This window comes from Vibrio rubrogenes (assembly GCF_059641415.1).
In genome coordinates this window covers 1-16,362 of the sequence record NZ_JCARSY010000023.1, presented here as the reverse complement: position 1 = coordinate 16,362, position 16,362 = coordinate 1, and the positions used below count along the sequence as shown (strand labels likewise).

The window sequence follows — 16,362 nt, the reverse complement described above, 5'->3', positions numbered from 1 at the left end:
AAAAAGTGATATGAACCTGTAATTCCGCTGAGTTCAGTCAATATGTCACGTATGGATGCCCCACGATAGCAGGGCGTTTGGGGATGGTTCGGTTAATAGTTGATGGTTTGTTTGACGGGAGACCGGGTTGCCATCCGGGCGGTGATCTCGGGCAATAGCTTGGCATGACTCGACGTGTCATCCTGATCGAGCCAAACCAGCTCGCCAATGTTCATCGGTTTCGCTTTTTGGGCTAACGTTTCCAGTTCCGGCAGATATTCAGCTCCGGGGTGGCCTTTTTTCCGGTAGGGCAAACGCTGTTTGTAACGTTCAACCACCGTCTCCGGCGACACTTGATTCCATACCTCGATCACATGGTGAATATTGGCTTCATCCACATACCGGAGCAGCTCGGCTTTGGGACGGAACCCAAACCAGGCATCGACCACATACACACATTCATCAGGGGCTTGGGCGATCGTGTCCCAAATAACTTGATAAGCGGCCTGACCGAGTTTTCGGTTGAGTTTGCGATCCACATCGCTATAGAGACCCATAAACGGCTCTTTAATGGTATCGATCGACAAATAGGGGCAGGTAAAGTATTCGGCAATTTTGGTTGCCGTCGTGCTTTTGCCTGACGCCGGGATTCCATTAACAAGAATGACAGTTTTCATAGTAAATTCAGCACCTCTTCTTTCGTCGTCGCATGTTTTAATTGCTCCCGGGTTTTTGCATCACTGAGCCGCTCAAAAATGGGCCGCAGGCCTTGTTCAATATGACTGTGACCATCTAAAGCACATAACATGATAATCAGATCAACTTCAGGGCTTGATTGAATGGTAATCGGATGTTTGAGGGTGACTAAACTAAAACCAAGCCGGTTCACGCCGTCCTCCGGCCGTGCATGGGGCAGTGCAAACCGTTCGTCTTCGAACACGTAATAAGGGCCGGTTTCTTCAGTCGCCGTTTTAATCGCATCTAAATAAGAGGGATTGATAAATTGATGATCCAACAGTGGGCGGGCCGCAATATCGAGTGCCTCTTGCCAGTCTTTCGCATCCACTTGTAACTGGATCGCATCGGCTTCCACTAAAAGCGCTTTCAGCATAATGTTTCCTTCTCAGAAATTTTTCCGCGCGGTATTTCTCAGCTCATTCATTTTGTCAAACACATCGTCGACACGATTTTGGTATGCAGGAACTTGTGCATAAATTGAGGCTGCCTGAGTGTATTTGACCAACAGATTTTGCCGCAGGGTTATATCATCGGGGGTTGCAGCATACTGTTGTTCCAGTTGCAAAATGGCTTGGTGAATGGCATCCGCCTCACTTTCAGTGACTGTCGGGGTATTGTGGCCAGCGAATAACTTTTTCAGGAATTGCATATGAGCCTCCTCAATGGCCCCGCCGCAGCGGGGCGCTGAATCGTGATTTAAGCGATGTGATTGAACTATCTGTTATTTACGTCTCTGTTATTGATGTCTCTGTTATTGAAAGAGACGCATCTTCTCCGCAATGACTTCTCTGACCGCTTTACGCGCCGGAATAAAGAACTTGCGCACCGAGTCGTCTACTTTGCCGCTGGAGAAGGTATCCTGACAGTGTTTCACCCATTGGACATTCATTTCGGTGCCGACATTGACTTTATCCATCCCGTGACGAATGACATCACGCATATCTTCATCACTGACGCCGGTACCGCCATGGAGAACCAGAGACTTGTCGACCGCCTGATGGATTTCTGCCAATAATTGGTGCTGAATATTGGTTTTGGCGGTGTAAGACCCGTGCACCGTGCCGATACTGACGGCCAGCATATCAACATCAGCCTCGCGGACAAACTGAGTCGCCTCTGCTACCGTCGTAAAAGCGATGTCACTATCGGCAACGGCTTTACCGTCTTCCGCACCGCCGATGGCGCCTAATTCCGCCTCAACAGTGACATTGAACCGGCGGGCGTATTCCAGAATGATATTGGTATTGGCAATATTTTCCTCTAACGGTAAATGCGATCCATCGTACATCACACTGCTGAACCCACTGTCGATGGCTTTTTTGATGTCATCGAGATTTGAACAGTGATCCAGATGTAAACAGGTGGGCACATCGTGTACTTCAGCCAAGGTTTTGATCGATCCCACCAGTAACTCACGGCCTAAATATTCCGCCGTGCCCGTTGAAATTTGGATCATCAACGGGGCGTTGGTATCGAGCGCCGCTTCGAAATAAGCGGGGAGCATTTCAAGACAGTGCAAGTTAAATGAACCCACCGCATGAAACCCGCGTCGTTGTGCAATGGGCAAGAGTTGTTTGAAATTAAGCAGTTTCATTAGCGATATCCTTTTTATCTTCAGAGCGAGAAAGCGATTTGTTGACGAAATAGGTAATGGCGATCACCAAGACGATGAACGTCACCACAAATCCCCAATTGCCGTTGAAGGCGTTGCCGAGCAGTAAACCGGATGAAATCACATCGGAGTCACTGAAGGTCACACCGACAAAACCATAGGTTTCAAGCAGTGGGATCAGAATGGCGGGTAAGAAGGTGATGAATAAGCCGTGGACGACACCACCAATAATGGCACCCCGTCTGCCGCCCATTGCGTTGCCGAAAATACCAGCAGTCCCGCCGGCGAAGAAGTTAGTTAATAAGCCGGGCAGGATCATGGCGAGCCCGAACATCGGGAATAGCAACATGCCAATTACCGTACCCACGGTGGTGGAGAGGAAGCCCAAAATGACGGCATTGGGTGCATAAGGGAACATCACCGGACAATCTAACGCAGGCTTGGCATTCGGCACCAAACGCATCGCAATCCCCTGAAATGCAGGAACCAACTCTTGCAGTAACAGGCGTACCCCGGAGTAGAGCACAAAGACACCGGCAACAAATACCATCGCCTGCATGAACGCATACATCAGGTAATTCATGCCATTAGAGTATTTCGCAATGTATTCCGGACCGGCAGCGATTGCAGGGATGAGATACATCGGGATCATCACCACCGCCATCGACAAGTAGGTATCATTCAAAAAAGAGAATGCTTTCGGCAGTTGAATGTCTTCGGTTGACTTGGAGTTTTTGCCGACCACTTTGGCGACAGCGGCCTGAACCATATAACCAATGGTACAGAAGTGCCCCAGAGCGATACTGTCGTTGCCGGTGATACGACGTACCACGGGTTGTGCGATAGCGGGCATGGCAACTGCCATGATGCCGCCAAAAATCCCACCGGTCAGGATCAGGGGGAGTCCGGTTAATCCGGCTTTGTAGCCAATGACGGCACCAATGGTACTCATCCATAGCAACGCCTGACCGGTGAGGAATATATATTTCCATGGTGTGAAGCGGGCGATCAAAATATTAGTGGCGAATATCACCAAAAGGGTTAATGCCACTTCGCTGCCTAATTGTTTGTTGGCAACCCCTGCAATCGCGGCGACATCGGTAATATAGCCCGACATGCCGAAACCGGTGGTAAAAATTTGGTTTAGAAAGGTAAGGGTTTCGACAATAATATTAATGCCGGCCATCATCACTAAAAAGCCCAGCATGGTTTTAAATGTACCTTCAAATATCTTTCCGTAGGTTTTTTTCTGTAATATCAGACCAATCATGGCAATAAATGCGATGAGTATGGATGCCTGACCTAATAAGTCTTTTACAATAAATTCGAAAAAGGCGCTCATAATATGTGCTCCATTTTTAATCAATAGGGTACCCATAGCTTAATTTTTAATTAAGCTATGTTTGGGGGGTTATATAAATAAAATAGGCAGAGAAATATTCTTATTTATGAAGAAAGAACTGATTTAATTTCTCTTCCATTTCATTACTGTCTGTAAATTTCTGGATAGTAATTATTTTTTCAGCATCCTCAGGAGAGGCACTTGCTTTAATTGCATCAGAGAATGAAGTTGAGGTAATAATCGCATCCGGTTTTAATGCTAAAACCTCAGATACCGTGGTATGGTTTAAACTAAAATCGATACCGAGCTTTTCTAGTACCGGTTTTGCTGTCATTTCTAACGCAAAACTAGAGCCTAAACCACAACCGCACACACACCATATGTTATAAGTCATGAGCTAATCCTTCTTCATGTTCTATCTTTCATCACGTTATATTATGTTTTCATATAATTTCTAATTGTTTTGCAAGTTTAAAATAGTGACCTTCCTTATCAATTGTCCGGTTTTGCATTGTATTGAGATCAACCGGTATCGGTTTATTACTGGAGTTGATAACAATCACTTTGTTAGCCATTCCACTTTTTATACAACGTACGACTTCACTGGCAGCAATCGTACCTTGATAAATTTCCTCAGTTGTCGGATTTCCGTTTCTTAAACCAAATCCTAATGTGGTCTTTCTTATTCTGATACCAATTAAAGGTTCTAATTGTTCTGCCACGGTATCAATGGCACCCTGAAAACCGGGGGTATATTCATGGGTATAACTTTCGGCACATAAAATAATCACACTATTTTGAATCGCTAATTTATCCTTCACCCGGGTGGCTAATTCTTCAATGGGAATCATATACTCAGGAATCAGAGCAAAATCAGCATTCGATTTGATGGCGGACTGAAGGGTTAATTCGCCACAATATGCCCCGAGCACTTCAACCATAAAGACACGATTCGGCAATGCCCGACCGGTATTTCTTAATTTGGTCACTTCATGTAACACTTCTTCACAGGCGGTTGAAAATCCAATCGTATATTCAGACCCTGCCAAATCATTATCCACCGTCATCCCGATGCCGAAACAGTTGACACCGTATTGACTGAGTTTATGTAGAAACTTCATCGAGCCGTCACCGCCGGCCAAAATCAGCACCGATATTTTTTCCTTCTTCAAACGTGTCGCAATCTGATCGTACTCTTTCGGGTTTAAATAGCGCTCAGAACGACCGGATGAAATAATCGGCATTGAAGAAATCGAGTAATCAATCAAATCACGGTAGCTGATATCAATCTTGCTGCCGTTGAGCAGCCCGTAGATGCCGCCATTAAAAATCGTAATATCCGCACCGGATAGTCTAGCCACCTGAAAGATAAAGTTATTGATACCAGCGCCATCTCCGCCGCTAATCACGATACCAATTTTCATAGGATTCTCCTTATTTTGTTATGGTTTGATTATTAAACACTCAATAAGGGTTTGTTGTGATCAAGATCGATAAAAATCAGATCAAAAAATAATCTGTGAATAAAATCGATCTGGATCACTGCTGTTTATTGTGACTTAAGTCACACAAATATCTTGATTGTTATTTAAATGTTAAATTGGAGGGTGTTCATATGCGAGGAAGTATGGATTGATGGGGCTGAGTTTCTCTTGTAGTCATCCCCTAAAATAATACTATACGGTTTAGCCTATACAGCACGTTCATATCTTATTTATTGGTTTGATTTCTTACGTTAAATAACAAGATTTAAATGAATTAATAGAAGTGTTGGTTACATAGTCTGTCGCAATAATCTGATCACATTTGATGAACAAGAAAACCCTTAGGGGTAGATAATAAAAAGCCCACATCATCATCTGCGGGCTGTTATATTGCTTTCTAATTAGTGCCAATATCCGGGTGAAATTCTTCTGGGGTCATGTGGTAATTGTTTTAGAGTATATTCATCGACAAGATATCTTCTCTCAAAGCTTCTTTTTCTTGCTCCGGGTGCTGGAAGTTCACGCAGTAACGTAACAACTGCTTGAACTTCTTTTGATTCGAATCTGTATCCTTCAGACCAAAGCCCATCTAATACAACAATCAGTTCTTTATATGTTTCGTTAGCATCTTGTTTGGCTTCATACTGTTGATATAATTTATATAACATTGAGCCAATAACACCATACTTTCTTAGTTCTGCTAATTGACCTGTAAATGATGGCATTATGCTTTCCTTTTTTTACTAATAAAGATACTGAGAATATAAATCGAAAATAAAAATTCTAATAAATGAGAACCCCACCAATACTCAGGAAAATTTTGCTCTGAATATTCAATGACCGGATAGATAGTTTCACATATGATTAATGCAGGATATAAAACTCCAATAAGCTTAAATTCTTTCTCTTTGAAAACTTTTATGTCTCGCCAGACACCAAAAAGGCCAATTAATACTAAGACTGTAATAATTCCGCCAAGGAACTCTAAAAATTGTTCAATAATATCACCTACATATGCTGATGCATTTGCTAATGATATAGCGATAATAATTAATATAAAAAATAAGCCAGCAACATTCCTAGATGCCATAAAATAACCTATACCTAACCAATGAAAATGTGCAGGAATAGTATCACGCTATAAGTAAAATGTTCTATTTGAAGTAAGCGCATTTTTTCTGCTTAGGGAATGGTAATGAGATCTTTATTCAAAAAATCCCCACAGAGACTGGCCATTATCCTGTATTTCCAATCCTCCCCCGACAAACCCGTTCCGTCATTTCCCGTAATTTATCTACTTCACTTTGTAAATACGTCAGCTCTTCTGCGGTGATTTCGTAATGTTCGGAATAACGGGCATCGATATAGGCGCGTTTGAGGCGCTGGAAGCTGCGACGGTGGAACTTATTTTCCATCGGGAATAGCTCGGCAAAGGCCGGGTCTTGCTGGGCGCACATTGAGCGCAGGCTTTCAATATTGTGGGTTTTAGGCAGATAGTTGGTACACACTAACAGGGTGCAGGCAAACAGGCGTTCGGCTGCTTGGTGTAATTGAAATGCTGAATTACTAAGCCAGTTTCTAACTAAAAGATCTTGGGAAATACTGAAAAACTGGATCGCATTTTCAAACCAAATTGAATAATGCTTACTGGCAATTGCAACTCGCTCAGCTTCACTTAAATTCCCCGGCATGGGCAGTTCCCGCTTATCGGCGCTGAACAGTTCAATGCCCTGTTCTCGAATATCTTTAAAGAAGTAGTGACCTTGCTGGAGTTGCTGATGGACTTCATTGAGTGTGTGGACGATCAAGCCGAGCGGGGCGGAGTTAACCCGACGCGCAATCTGCTCTTCGGCACAGTGCCACACCGCGTACTCTTCGACTAATGATGAGCGGTTGACGATCACCAGAATATCGTAGTCGCTGATATAACCGTTGGGTCGGTCACTGACCCATGTGCCTTTGGCATGGCTGCCAAACAGGATAATTTTAAGGATCCGAAACTCAGCTTTACTGCCATTTTTGCTGCGTAAGAAATCATCCAGCGTATCGCGTAATACGGTGGTGATGATGTGAAGTTCTTGTTGCTTCCGCTCCGGGAGGTGGTCGAGTGCTGTTTTCATCGCGGTTATCCTACTATGAGCCGGGGGTAAAACAAACCGTTACCGCATCGGGCGGCGTTGTTTTTGTTGATGATTTGCGGTTTTGTCATGGTAATAATACCCGGCTGTGACTTGATGTCGGTATCGTGAGCGATTTTGTTGTTGGTGGCGATATACGCAAGGGCACTTTGCGACACAATTCAGGAAAAATCATACTTTTCTAATGCTTGTGGGGGAGATATTGCGCTGCCACTGGGAGGCAAGCCGGATACCTTGAGCATAAGAAAACTGGGGATTTCGCATGTGTCTGGTTACATAATCGGTCTGATGGGTTGTTCCGAATTGGTTTTGCCTCCAGATTTGACACAATTTATGAGTGAACGTAATACCCAATTAGCCGTAGATACCTGTGGCAGTGATAATACGGTTCTTTATAATATAAGTTAAGACAATTGAAAAAAACGATATATTTGATGATAACTCTCCCTATAATCGATTCAATTCGGATAATATGTATGAAGTTGAAAATCATAGGGAACCTAAATAAAAATGGATGAAATAATTCAAATATCAGATATACATTTTTGTATTAGAGACAAAAATCATGATTCAAGGAAAAATTTATCCTTAGTATTAAATAAAATCAATGATTTATATGATAAATATATTTTAGTGCTTTCTGGCGATCTGGTCATGAAAGCTGATAACGCTCATTATATTGAACTTTATCAATATATAAGAACTTTTACTCACAATCCAATATATGCTATCCCCGGCAATCATGATGATATAGTCTTAATGCAGGAGTTAGCTACACAAGAAAATTTATTTAAAATTCAGGATGTTCTAGAGATAGGTAGCAATGATGTTATTTTCTTGGATTCTAGTGAGAAAGGAGAATATCTAGGCGGAGGAAAGATCGATATTTATTATTTTGAAACGATAAAGTCTAAGCTTAGAGAGAATTCGAATAAGATCATCTTCATTCATCATCCACCTTTTAAAATCGGAGCAAATTGGTTTCAGAAGATATGTCTTGATAATGGTGATTTATTGATGAAATCGCTATCGGAAATAAATAATTTAAAATATCTCTCTTATGGACATTGTCATAACTACTTCGTAGAAGAAAGGGAAAGTACTATATTTTTATCATGTCCGTCTTCATGGGTTCAATTTGATCATTCTTGTCATGATGAGATAAAGTATGATCAAAAAATAGCTATTGGATTTAACGTCTTCCATCTATCCGATGATATTTCTCATGATACGATAACAATATCTGACCATTGATTTATTGGCGACTGTCCGATCTTATCCATAAAAAGTACATGCTGTACAAATTGATAGTTGGAGTTCAATTCTAAGAAATTATCGAACGATACTCATAAACACACGAATCCGATTGAGCTTGTTCCAGACAAGAAAAAAGACGCCCGAGGACGTCTTTAAACTATGATTTGGTGGGCTGGCGGGAGTTGAAATGATTTCTCATTTTTCATAAATTCAGTAATTTATATCGATGTTACTAATTTGGTGTTGCATCAAATGTTGCATCAATTTCCTGCTTCAAAAGGAACTGCACCCGCGTCCATTTATACGTTTTTGTGTTTTTTAGGTGCTTCGATAGAGCAAAATGTTCTAATCAGGACAGCGAGCGAACTCCACAATGAGTAAACCTAACGTAGCTGATTTTATAATGCTTGTGCAAGCAAGTTGAGACAAGCAGATGACTCCTCATACGTGAATTTCGAGTTGTTTTTCATCTCCCTGCTAAGAACATCCATCAATGCTTCTTTTTTAAATAGCTCATCCTGTAGAAACGTTTTAGCTGGTCCTGAAGCTATAGCCGCGATATCGGCACCAAGTTTACAAGCGCTGGCTTTTAACTCATCATAATCTTGTGCATCCATGAAACCTTCTTCGTAGAGAGCATCATAGACTGAAGGTATCTTGCTATAGGTACTAATAAGATATAACAGGTCTGTGGCATCTTTTTTTCGTTTGTCACTTTCTCTATCTAGCCAGGCAATTAACTTTAAGAGCGCTATGCCCGCTGGCGCACAAACAGGCAGAACCAACTCAGGATCATCTTGCACTAGGACTTGCCATGAACTATCCAGCGCTTCTTGAAACCCTAGAACATTCATAACGAAGTCTCCTTTTGGAGGCCAAGCAATATTATTGTTATCTGCTATTTCCCCAAATGGAACTATATCCAGTTCCCACGGCATACCGTCACTGCCTTGTCTATGAAAGCGATGACTTACGTGTTCATCTTGAATGAAGCCGATGGCAATCAAGTTGGTAGCCAGATTATGGAATTGATCCCAGGATTCTACGCAGATCCCAAAGTCTACATCTCTAGTTCCTCGTTCGATCTTTGCGTCAAATCCATGGACGAGCACTAGGTCACGAGCCATTGCACCTACGATCATATAAGGGATAGCAAGTTTTTGTGCTTCACTATTTACATCAGCATAGAGTTCGGTGAGTCCTTTGGGGAACTTTTTATTAATTTTGACGTAGGTATTGGTCATATAACTTCTCTGCAACCTCAAGGTTTCTCACATCGTCTGACGCTAGTAGTTCAGCATAAACAATTAAAGGGTTCACTAAATTTTCGAGAGGGCCTTTTAAGACATTTAATTCGGTAAAAGGCTCTACAATCTCTATTTTTACAGAGTAGTGTTCATCTTCACGAATCTGCTTTAAGCGGCCATGCCGTAGTAGTAACTTGGAGTTCTCTTTGGATATATAAACTCGTGCTTTATTTGAGCTTAGAAAGTGGGTGTATCGATCAGCTGCTGCATCTCCACCTAACAATGCGTTGCATTGACTAAGCAACTCATTAGTACACCAATCGATATTGTCAGTTGTGTATTGGATGTTAGGTGTGTTTTTTACTAGTAGATAGCCATACTCTTTAGCCCATTTCTGCATAAGGCTTTTTCCATTTAGGAGCGTTTTTCCATTCTTGTCAATGTAGCCCTGATAGTCTAAATCCAGCATGACATCTCCAATAGTACCAAGGGATACATTTGAGGTTTTGGCTAACTCTCGATAAGGCAACGTGATAGCTTCGGGTTTAGTTAGCAAAACATATATGACTTGTAAGCCTTTTTTTCCAAATGCTTTTCCCAATACTTGTTTTTCTTTCAGTACGTTACGAGTTTTTTGTTTGTTGCCTTTGACAAAAATAAAGAACTTACCTTGATCAAGATATGCATTTCCACTGTGATCTATGAACTGGATTTTAGCCTCTTTTAGTCGTTGAGCTAGAGCTGGGTTTACGTGATCAGTTAGAAAAACATATTTGCAAGGTGATGGAGATTGATTTTTATAGTCGGCTATCTGAACGACAGTTAAAGGTTTTTTCTGAGTAAAACAATGAACAAAGAGAGGCTCTTTTGAACATTGATAGCTAACCTTGCCAATTGTGCCATGACTAGAGTTATGGATGATGTCTAAACTGGAGACAGGTATGCGGTATTCATCTTTTAATAGTGAATATGCACCTTCAAGAAGCTCTTCTTCTGCATTGTTATAGATGTGACTATCCATCTTTTCCCCCAACTCCTACGTTAGCTATAAATGTAGTGGAAAGTTGTTCATTTTTTCATGCTGTTCATTTTAAATGAACAATATAAAAAAGTGAACATATGTGTTCATTTTTTCATAGCGTTCAAATTAAATGAACGCAATAAACTAATGAACAAAAATGGTTGGGAGATGAAAGCCAAAGGCTTTCATAAATCAAATAAAAGTATCGATTTTCCTTTAAAGGTAGTATGCCTTGATCTTCAAGCCTCCTGACTTGAGTGGGATAGAGCCTTTTGGATTACAAATGAAAGTGGTGCTGCCAGCAATGATCTTTTCTACTGGATCGTGCTGATGACCTGCAATCCAGTATCGTGCTTTAGAGATCAGTTCGTCACTCAAACTAGCTTGGTAGTACGGAGCATAATCGCTGTTGGCATTTTGTTCGACAGCAAAAGCTTCCTTTGATGGAAGATGATGAGATATCGCTATATCAACTTTCCTTGGAAAGTTGTTAATGAATGCCTTGTGCTGCTCCTCAATCATTTGATGGCTGATATACTTTGTATCATTCATTAGTTCTGAGTACACATCTATTAGTTCAGGCGAGTATGTGTGGATAGGAAACCAAAGAGTGCCGCCATAGATGGTACATCCGTCTAAATTGATTGATTCATTATCCAGAAAAAACAAGTTCGCAGTTGTGTCACTGTGCGACTTAAGCTTTGTTATTGGTGAGTATGTTTGAACATCAATATCGTTTTCGGAATTTATTGAAACTTGTTTGTGTAGATAACCAGAACGATAAGATTTACTTTTACTACCGTACCACTCGTGGTTCCCTGCAATGAGGACTACGGCTTTAAAGTAAGAGCAAAGAACATTTTTTACATACGCAATGCCATTGAGCGCATTGGCGGTGTCACCCGCAATAATCAAAACAGCGTCATTATCGAAGTTATGCCAAAAGCTCCGATGGATGCCGTGTAAATCTAAGTGCAAATCAGATATCGCGTAAAATTTCAATTTCGCCACCTGGCTGAGTTTGTAAATGTGTGGTCATTGCGTACAGTATACCTCCTGTTGATTTAGGGTATGCGTGTATTTGTGCCAGAGTCAGAGTTCGCAAAAGGGGAACTTCATCGGCGATTGGTTGGGAGACGTATTTGATCCTAATGACACCTTTGCTACTCATTGTGTGGGTTTTGGTTTGATTATGTAACTTTAACTACTCATTAGCTGTTTTCAGAGTGCTAGTCATGAGAATCAAAAACTAAGAATAGTATTTGGCTGTGTTCATTTTTTCGGTTTGTTCATAGAAAATGAACGGAAAAATAAAATGAACATTTGATGTGCCCTATCTTGATGAGATCTCGCTAGCGTATAGGTGGCTATGACATTTAGGGCAGATTGGTGTATTAGGTAGTGTAACTTGCCAATGGCATTGACACATGATGCACTCAAATTGAGCTGAACGTCTTGGCACAGGTGCTGGCTGGATAGCTTTCGTTGCTGGTTGCCATGAGTCGGAACGATGAAGCTTGAAACTCCTCTGGTTGCGATGGCGGTGTTGGTCATTATGAAGACTCGGAGTAGGGGGCGGAGTGTACTGAGATGCTTTTAAGGATAATCGCTCAGTCGCTTCTTGCGCCAATTGAACGTAGCGTGGGTGAAATACCCACACTTTAGATTCGACATCATGTTGAAGGTAATCTTTTAGTCTGTCTAGTTGCCGAACCCCTGAGACTTTATCACGTGTAAATAGGTGATGTGTATCATCCAGCTTGATTTCGAGTACACCGCATTGCCTGTTATGTGGTGTGAGCAATTCACTTGGAAGTGGACGGTTTGGGTGGGTGAAATAAATAACAAAGGTGAACTCACCGACTCTGCCCATGACGTCTACAACACATTTCTCAAATGAAGCTTCTTTATCGACGTTATCAAGTAAGATGGTGGATGACTTAGCAACCAAAAAATCTTCTTTGAAGCACTTCCCCTTCGCTTGTTTTGTGAGAGAACTCCTGTACTCAGGAAGAACAATAGATATACCAGTTTCTATCACTTGTCTCGCCATCATGCGCACAGAAACAAAAAAAGAAAAATCACACTCTTTATCAGTTCCTTCAACCTTGCGGCTCGCATGAGCAAAGTGCCATTGCTTTTCTTCACCTTGTCTCGCAATCAGTGGTGTGTGGCAAGAAGGACATATACAGCCGCAATTTTTCCCTCGCACAACATCTGCGACATCAACGAATGTTTGATCTTGGGTTCTTAAGCCGAAAGGCATATGTTGAAGCATCATCAAAATGTGAATAACTCTCAATTTAGCGACGGTATGTACTGATTTTAGGTAAGAATGCTTTATAAATATGTTAGATAGGTTATGAATTGTGCCTTTGTTTTCGTATTGTCTTTTATACAATCGATTATTAACTGCATGAAAGTGATGTAATAGTCGGGGCTAGATATGGATGAGTTTGAGCTAATTGAACAAAAGATTCAGTTGGCGCGCTTTCTATTTGTTGGACGATAGTAATTAAGTTGCCATTGCTTAGAGCCACTTGGCAAAACTCTCAATTTCAGGCCTTGGCCGTCAACAAGGCTATGTTCTTTTTCTTTGGGCTTGGCATTTTTTATTTCTATCGCAGTGAGCGGCTTAGTTTGTCTAGGCATGTTAGGAACTAAAAGTAAGGAACACAATACTAAGGTTCCTACAATGGTTACTAAAAGTCAAAGATGTAGTGAAACACCTTGAGATACTATGGGATGCTAAGTTATTGATTTTACATTGATGTAGATACAAAAAAAAGACGTCCTGAGACGTCTTTAGATGTTGAATTGGTGGAGCTGGCGGGAGTTGAACCCGCGTCCGAAAATCATTCATCTTTGGTACTACATGCTTAGTCGATCTTTAATTTCACTACCACCTGCGAACCGACACGCGAATGAATAGCTAACCTGAATTATCTCTTACGCTTCATCCCTCAGGTGGGGGAATCCACGCCAGCTTGTTTTTGTTTGACCATCTGAACTCCCCGTCCTACAAGCAGAGGCTAGGGCAGATGGGCTCTCAGCAGGTTATTAAGCTGCTAGTGCGTAGTTTTCGTCGTTTGCGACTATTTTTTTGCGGTTTGTTAACGAGGCCTACCGCACCTCGGCATGCACCTCAGACTGCAAAATTCCCGTCGAATCCTGAATCAGCCCCAGAGGTAGAGTGTGCATACTACCAGAATTGTTTCCGGTGTCTAGTGCTGCACAATCATATGATTAAGTTTAGCGCAGTGCGCTCTTCATGACGCGGTCTTTTTGGCGCTGCCAGTCCCGATCTTTGACCGTATCCCGCTTGTCATGCATCTTCTTACCTTTCGCAACCCCGACTTTAATTTTGACCCATGAACGAGACCAGTACAGCGATAATGCTATTAAGGTCATCCCTTCACGATTGATCCGGCCGAATAGATTATCGAGCTCCCGACGAGAGAGTAGGAGTTTGCGTACCCGGGTCGGGTTGGCAATCACATGTGTCGAGGCTTGTTGCAGTGGGATAATGTTCATGCCGGAGATAAACGCTTCTCCGTCACGCAAGAATACATAACTTTCTGCGATATTTGCTTTGCCCTGGCGAAGTGACTTTACTTCCCAGCCCTGAAGCTCCATACCCGCTTCTATTTCATCTTCAATGAAATATTCGTGGCGAGCTTTCTTGTTTAGAGCAATCGTGTTGCTCCCTGCTTTTGATTTTTTCTTTGCCATAGTGGGGCGTATTATACGGATTGCGTGTTGGTTGGGAAATCCTTTTGTTGGTATTGGTGCAAAATATGCACAATTGATTGATAAATCTGCGATTGTTGTCATTATGAGGTGATTAACTGGCTGCGTAATGCCGATGGATTGACGGACGCTGACCTTGAGCTCACTTATGTATCACAGTAAAATCACAAGGCTTGGGTGTAAAGAGGAAGAAGGAGCATCAATGAAGCAGGTGAGTCGTTCTGCACTGGTATCGTTTAGCGCTGAACAGATGTTTAATTTAGTCAATGATGTGATGCGTTATCCTGAGTTCTTGCCGGGTTGTTCCGGTGCGAAAGTGATTGAGTCAAATGCTGACAAGATGGTTGCTTCTGTTGATATCTCTAAAGCGGGGATCAGCAAAACATTTACCACGTCGAATCAGTTAAAAACGGGTGAAGCGATATTGATGGATCTGGTGGACGGGCCGTTTAAAATGCTACGTGGTGGATGGTACTTTACACCACTCGATGAATGGGCATGTAAAGTTGAACTGAAGCTTGAATTTGAGTTTTCCAGCAAGATAATTGAGCTGGCATTCGGCAAAATTTTTAATGATCTGACCAATAATATGGTCAATGCTTTCACCAAACGAGCCAAGCAGGTGTATGTATGACGGATGAAGAGAACACGATTCATGTTGAAGTGGTGTATGCTCTGCCGCATGAACAGCGCGTGTTGTCGTTGGTTGTGTCGCCATCGATGACGGTGGAGGAGATTATCCGCCAATCCGGTGTGTTGAATATGTATCCGGAGATCGATCTGACCAAGAATAAAGTAGGGATTTTCAGCCGTCCGGTGAAGTTGGATGCGACTGTCCGGGATCGAGACCGAATTGAGATTTATCGACCATTGCTGGCCGATCCGAAAGAAATTCGCAGAAAGCGGGCAGAACAGGCAAAAGCTGCGGGAAAAGCCGACCCGGTAACTGGTGGCAAACCGAATCCACTCAAAAAATAATCGTCATCCCGATACCCGATACCCGATACCCGATAGTTAAATCGTAAAAAGCTCGCATTGCGAGCTTTTTTATAACTGTTGGTTTTACAAGTTATCGGATGCTTTCAAAGAAGTGATCGCTGTTATGAAAGTCACCGGCCAGATGAATGAGTGAGCCTCTCTTGTCAAATTTGACAATCAGATTCTTCTGCACCGGTTCTTCATGGCCTGAAACATGATGATAAATGTAGTACCAAGTATCGGGATAACCATTCTCAACTAGCATCGGAGAGCCAAGTACATAATGGACTTGTTGTTTGGTCATACCGAATTTCAGTTGATCAACTGCCTGTTGATCAACGTAGTTGCCTTGGTTGATATCAATCCGGTAAACCAACATATCGGTAACCGATGAACATCCACTGAGGACAAGTATTGCTAATGATGCGGTGATGAGAGACTTCTTAAATTGCATAGTTTGTTTACTACATTGTCATTTAGAGTGAAAGCTTGGCTGATAATAAACAAGCTTGATGGAGAAGTAAAAGGGTTCCCCACCATCTTATCCCACACTCAGACTACAAATTTTGGATTTTGTTGCATCTGATCGGTTTTTTTTCAACATTCGGCATCAATTATAGGTCTTAATGATAATACGGACGACTTTCGAACTGCTTGGGTTGGTGAAAAGGGGATTCGATGAAGTACCTCAGGCGAGCAGAAGCTCTCAAACCGCAGTGATGATGGTAAGAGGGTTATGGCGCTTCTCATGGCCTGAGGCTGTGAGCGGGTGGTTACGTAAAACGATGAATAATCAAGTGCTGTATTAAAAATGAC

Annotated in this window: 20 protein-coding genes, 1 other RNA gene and 1 pseudogene; 3 read left to right on the top strand and 19 right to left on the bottom strand. The window is 42.1% G+C overall.

All coding sequences use genetic code 11. The annotated features are described in order from the left end of the window. Positions 1-92: 92 nt before the first annotated feature. From AC55NX_RS15045 to AC55NX_RS15000, 10 genes are all read right to left on the bottom strand, one after another. Positions 93-656, bottom strand: coding sequence for a P-loop nucleotide/nucleoside kinase family protein (locus AC55NX_RS15045; RefSeq protein WP_496996465.1), 564 nt, complete (start codon positions 654-656; stop codon positions 93-95). Beyond that, on the bottom strand, positions 653-1,090 hold the full coding sequence (locus AC55NX_RS15040) for a PTS sugar transporter subunit IIA (protein WP_496996464.1): 438 nt from the start codon (positions 1,088-1,090) through the stop codon (positions 653-655). The genes AC55NX_RS15045 and AC55NX_RS15040 overlap by 4 nt, the downstream gene beginning before the upstream one ends. A 12-nt stretch (positions 1,091-1,102) precedes the next feature. After that, positions 1,103-1,366, bottom strand: coding sequence for a hypothetical protein (locus AC55NX_RS15035; protein ID WP_496996463.1), 264 nt, complete (start codon positions 1,364-1,366; stop codon positions 1,103-1,105). A gap of 102 nt (positions 1,367-1,468) precedes the next feature. Then, entirely contained in the window at positions 1,469-2,311 is an 843-nt protein-coding gene (locus AC55NX_RS15030) for a class II fructose-bisphosphate aldolase (protein WP_496996462.1), read from the bottom strand. Continuing rightward, a complete protein-coding gene (locus AC55NX_RS15025; RefSeq protein ID WP_496996461.1) occupies positions 2,298-3,671 on the bottom strand; it encodes a PTS sugar transporter subunit IIC in 1,374 nt (457 codons plus the stop codon). Before AC55NX_RS15025 ends, AC55NX_RS15030 begins: the two co-directional genes overlap by 14 nt. Before the next feature lie 100 nt (positions 3,672-3,771). Then, positions 3,772-4,065, bottom strand: a complete 294-nt coding sequence (locus AC55NX_RS15020; protein ID WP_496996460.1) for a PTS sugar transporter subunit IIB — start codon at positions 4,063-4,065, stop codon at positions 3,772-3,774. A gap of 49 nt (positions 4,066-4,114) precedes the next feature. Continuing rightward, complete coding sequence (locus AC55NX_RS15015; protein ID WP_496996459.1) at positions 4,115-5,095, bottom strand: 6-phosphofructokinase; 981 nt, start codon at positions 5,093-5,095, stop codon at positions 4,115-4,117. Between the two features lie 461 nt (positions 5,096-5,556). Continuing rightward, positions 5,557-5,880, bottom strand: a complete 324-nt coding sequence (locus tag AC55NX_RS15010; protein ID WP_496996458.1) for a hypothetical protein — start codon at positions 5,878-5,880, stop codon at positions 5,557-5,559. Further along, positions 5,880-6,245: a hypothetical protein gene (locus AC55NX_RS15005; protein ID WP_496996457.1), complete on the bottom strand. Its 366-nt coding sequence runs from the start codon at positions 6,243-6,245 to the stop codon at positions 5,880-5,882. Before AC55NX_RS15005 ends, AC55NX_RS15010 begins: the two co-directional genes overlap by 1 nt. Positions 6,246-6,390: 145 nt before the next feature. Then, positions 6,391-7,275 (bottom strand): HEPN domain-containing protein, encoded by an 885-nt coding sequence (locus AC55NX_RS15000; protein WP_496996456.1) that lies wholly within the window; start codon positions 7,273-7,275, stop codon positions 6,391-6,393. A gap of 528 nt (positions 7,276-7,803) precedes the next feature. Here AC55NX_RS15000 and AC55NX_RS14995 point away from each other — a divergent pair. Then, positions 7,804-8,547 carry a metallophosphoesterase gene (locus AC55NX_RS14995; RefSeq protein ID WP_496996455.1) on the top strand — a complete coding sequence of 248 codons (744 nt, stop codon included), beginning with the start codon at positions 7,804-7,806 and terminating at the stop codon, positions 8,545-8,547. On the opposite strand, the gene AC55NX_RS14990 is transcribed toward AC55NX_RS14995, so the two are convergent. From AC55NX_RS14990 to smpB, 8 genes and pseudogenes are all read right to left on the bottom strand, one after another. Beyond that, positions 8,517-8,615: a hypothetical protein gene (locus tag AC55NX_RS14990; RefSeq protein WP_496996454.1), complete on the bottom strand. Its 99-nt coding sequence runs from the start codon at positions 8,613-8,615 to the stop codon at positions 8,517-8,519. The genes AC55NX_RS14995 and AC55NX_RS14990 overlap by 31 nt on opposite strands. Before the next feature lie 333 nt (positions 8,616-8,948). Then, positions 8,949-9,794 carry a nucleotidyl transferase AbiEii/AbiGii toxin family protein gene (locus AC55NX_RS14985; protein WP_496996453.1) on the bottom strand — a complete coding sequence of 282 codons (846 nt, stop codon included), beginning with the start codon at positions 9,792-9,794 and terminating at the stop codon, positions 8,949-8,951. After that, positions 9,769-10,818 carry a type IV toxin-antitoxin system AbiEi family antitoxin gene (locus AC55NX_RS14980; RefSeq protein ID WP_496996452.1) on the bottom strand — a complete coding sequence of 350 codons (1,050 nt, stop codon included), beginning with the start codon at positions 10,816-10,818 and terminating at the stop codon, positions 9,769-9,771. Before AC55NX_RS14980 ends, AC55NX_RS14985 begins: the two co-directional genes overlap by 26 nt. 216 nt (positions 10,819-11,034) lie before the next feature. Next, complete coding sequence (locus AC55NX_RS14975; protein ID WP_496996451.1) at positions 11,035-11,820, bottom strand: metallophosphoesterase; 786 nt, start codon at positions 11,818-11,820, stop codon at positions 11,035-11,037. Positions 11,821-12,151: 331 nt separating this feature from the next. Continuing rightward, positions 12,152-13,099 carry a competence protein CoiA family protein gene (locus AC55NX_RS14970; RefSeq protein ID WP_496996486.1) on the bottom strand — a complete coding sequence of 316 codons (948 nt, stop codon included), beginning with the start codon at positions 13,097-13,099 and terminating at the stop codon, positions 12,152-12,154. 200 nt (positions 13,100-13,299) lie between these two features. Beyond that, positions 13,300-13,470, bottom strand: a pseudogene (locus AC55NX_RS14965) (integrase arm-type DNA-binding domain-containing protein); the annotation flags it as partial. Between the two features lie 166 nt (positions 13,471-13,636). Next, positions 13,637-14,002, bottom strand: a transfer-messenger RNA (tmRNA) gene (ssrA, locus tag AC55NX_RS14960). 68 nt (positions 14,003-14,070) lie between these two features. After that, on the bottom strand, positions 14,071-14,550 hold the full coding sequence (smpB, locus tag AC55NX_RS14955) for an SsrA-binding protein SmpB (protein WP_496996450.1): 480 nt from the start codon (positions 14,548-14,550) through the stop codon (positions 14,071-14,073). 220 nt (positions 14,551-14,770) lie between these two features. Here smpB and AC55NX_RS14950 point away from each other — a divergent pair, with 220 nt between their 5' ends. After that, positions 14,771-15,202: an SRPBCC family protein gene (locus AC55NX_RS14950; protein ID WP_496996449.1), complete on the top strand. Its 432-nt coding sequence runs from the start codon at positions 14,771-14,773 to the stop codon at positions 15,200-15,202. Next, entirely contained in the window at positions 15,199-15,546 is a 348-nt protein-coding gene (locus AC55NX_RS14945; RefSeq protein WP_496996448.1) for an RnfH family protein, read from the top strand. The genes AC55NX_RS14950 and AC55NX_RS14945 overlap by 4 nt, the downstream gene beginning before the upstream one ends. Positions 15,547-15,637: 91 nt before the next feature. On the opposite strand, the gene bamE is transcribed toward AC55NX_RS14945, so the two are convergent. Then, the gene (bamE, locus tag AC55NX_RS14940; RefSeq protein ID WP_496996447.1) at positions 15,638-16,000 is read right to left on the bottom strand and encodes an outer membrane protein assembly factor BamE; all 363 of its coding nucleotides are present in this window, start codon (positions 15,998-16,000) and stop codon (positions 15,638-15,640) included. Positions 16,001-16,362: the final 362 nt, after the last annotated feature.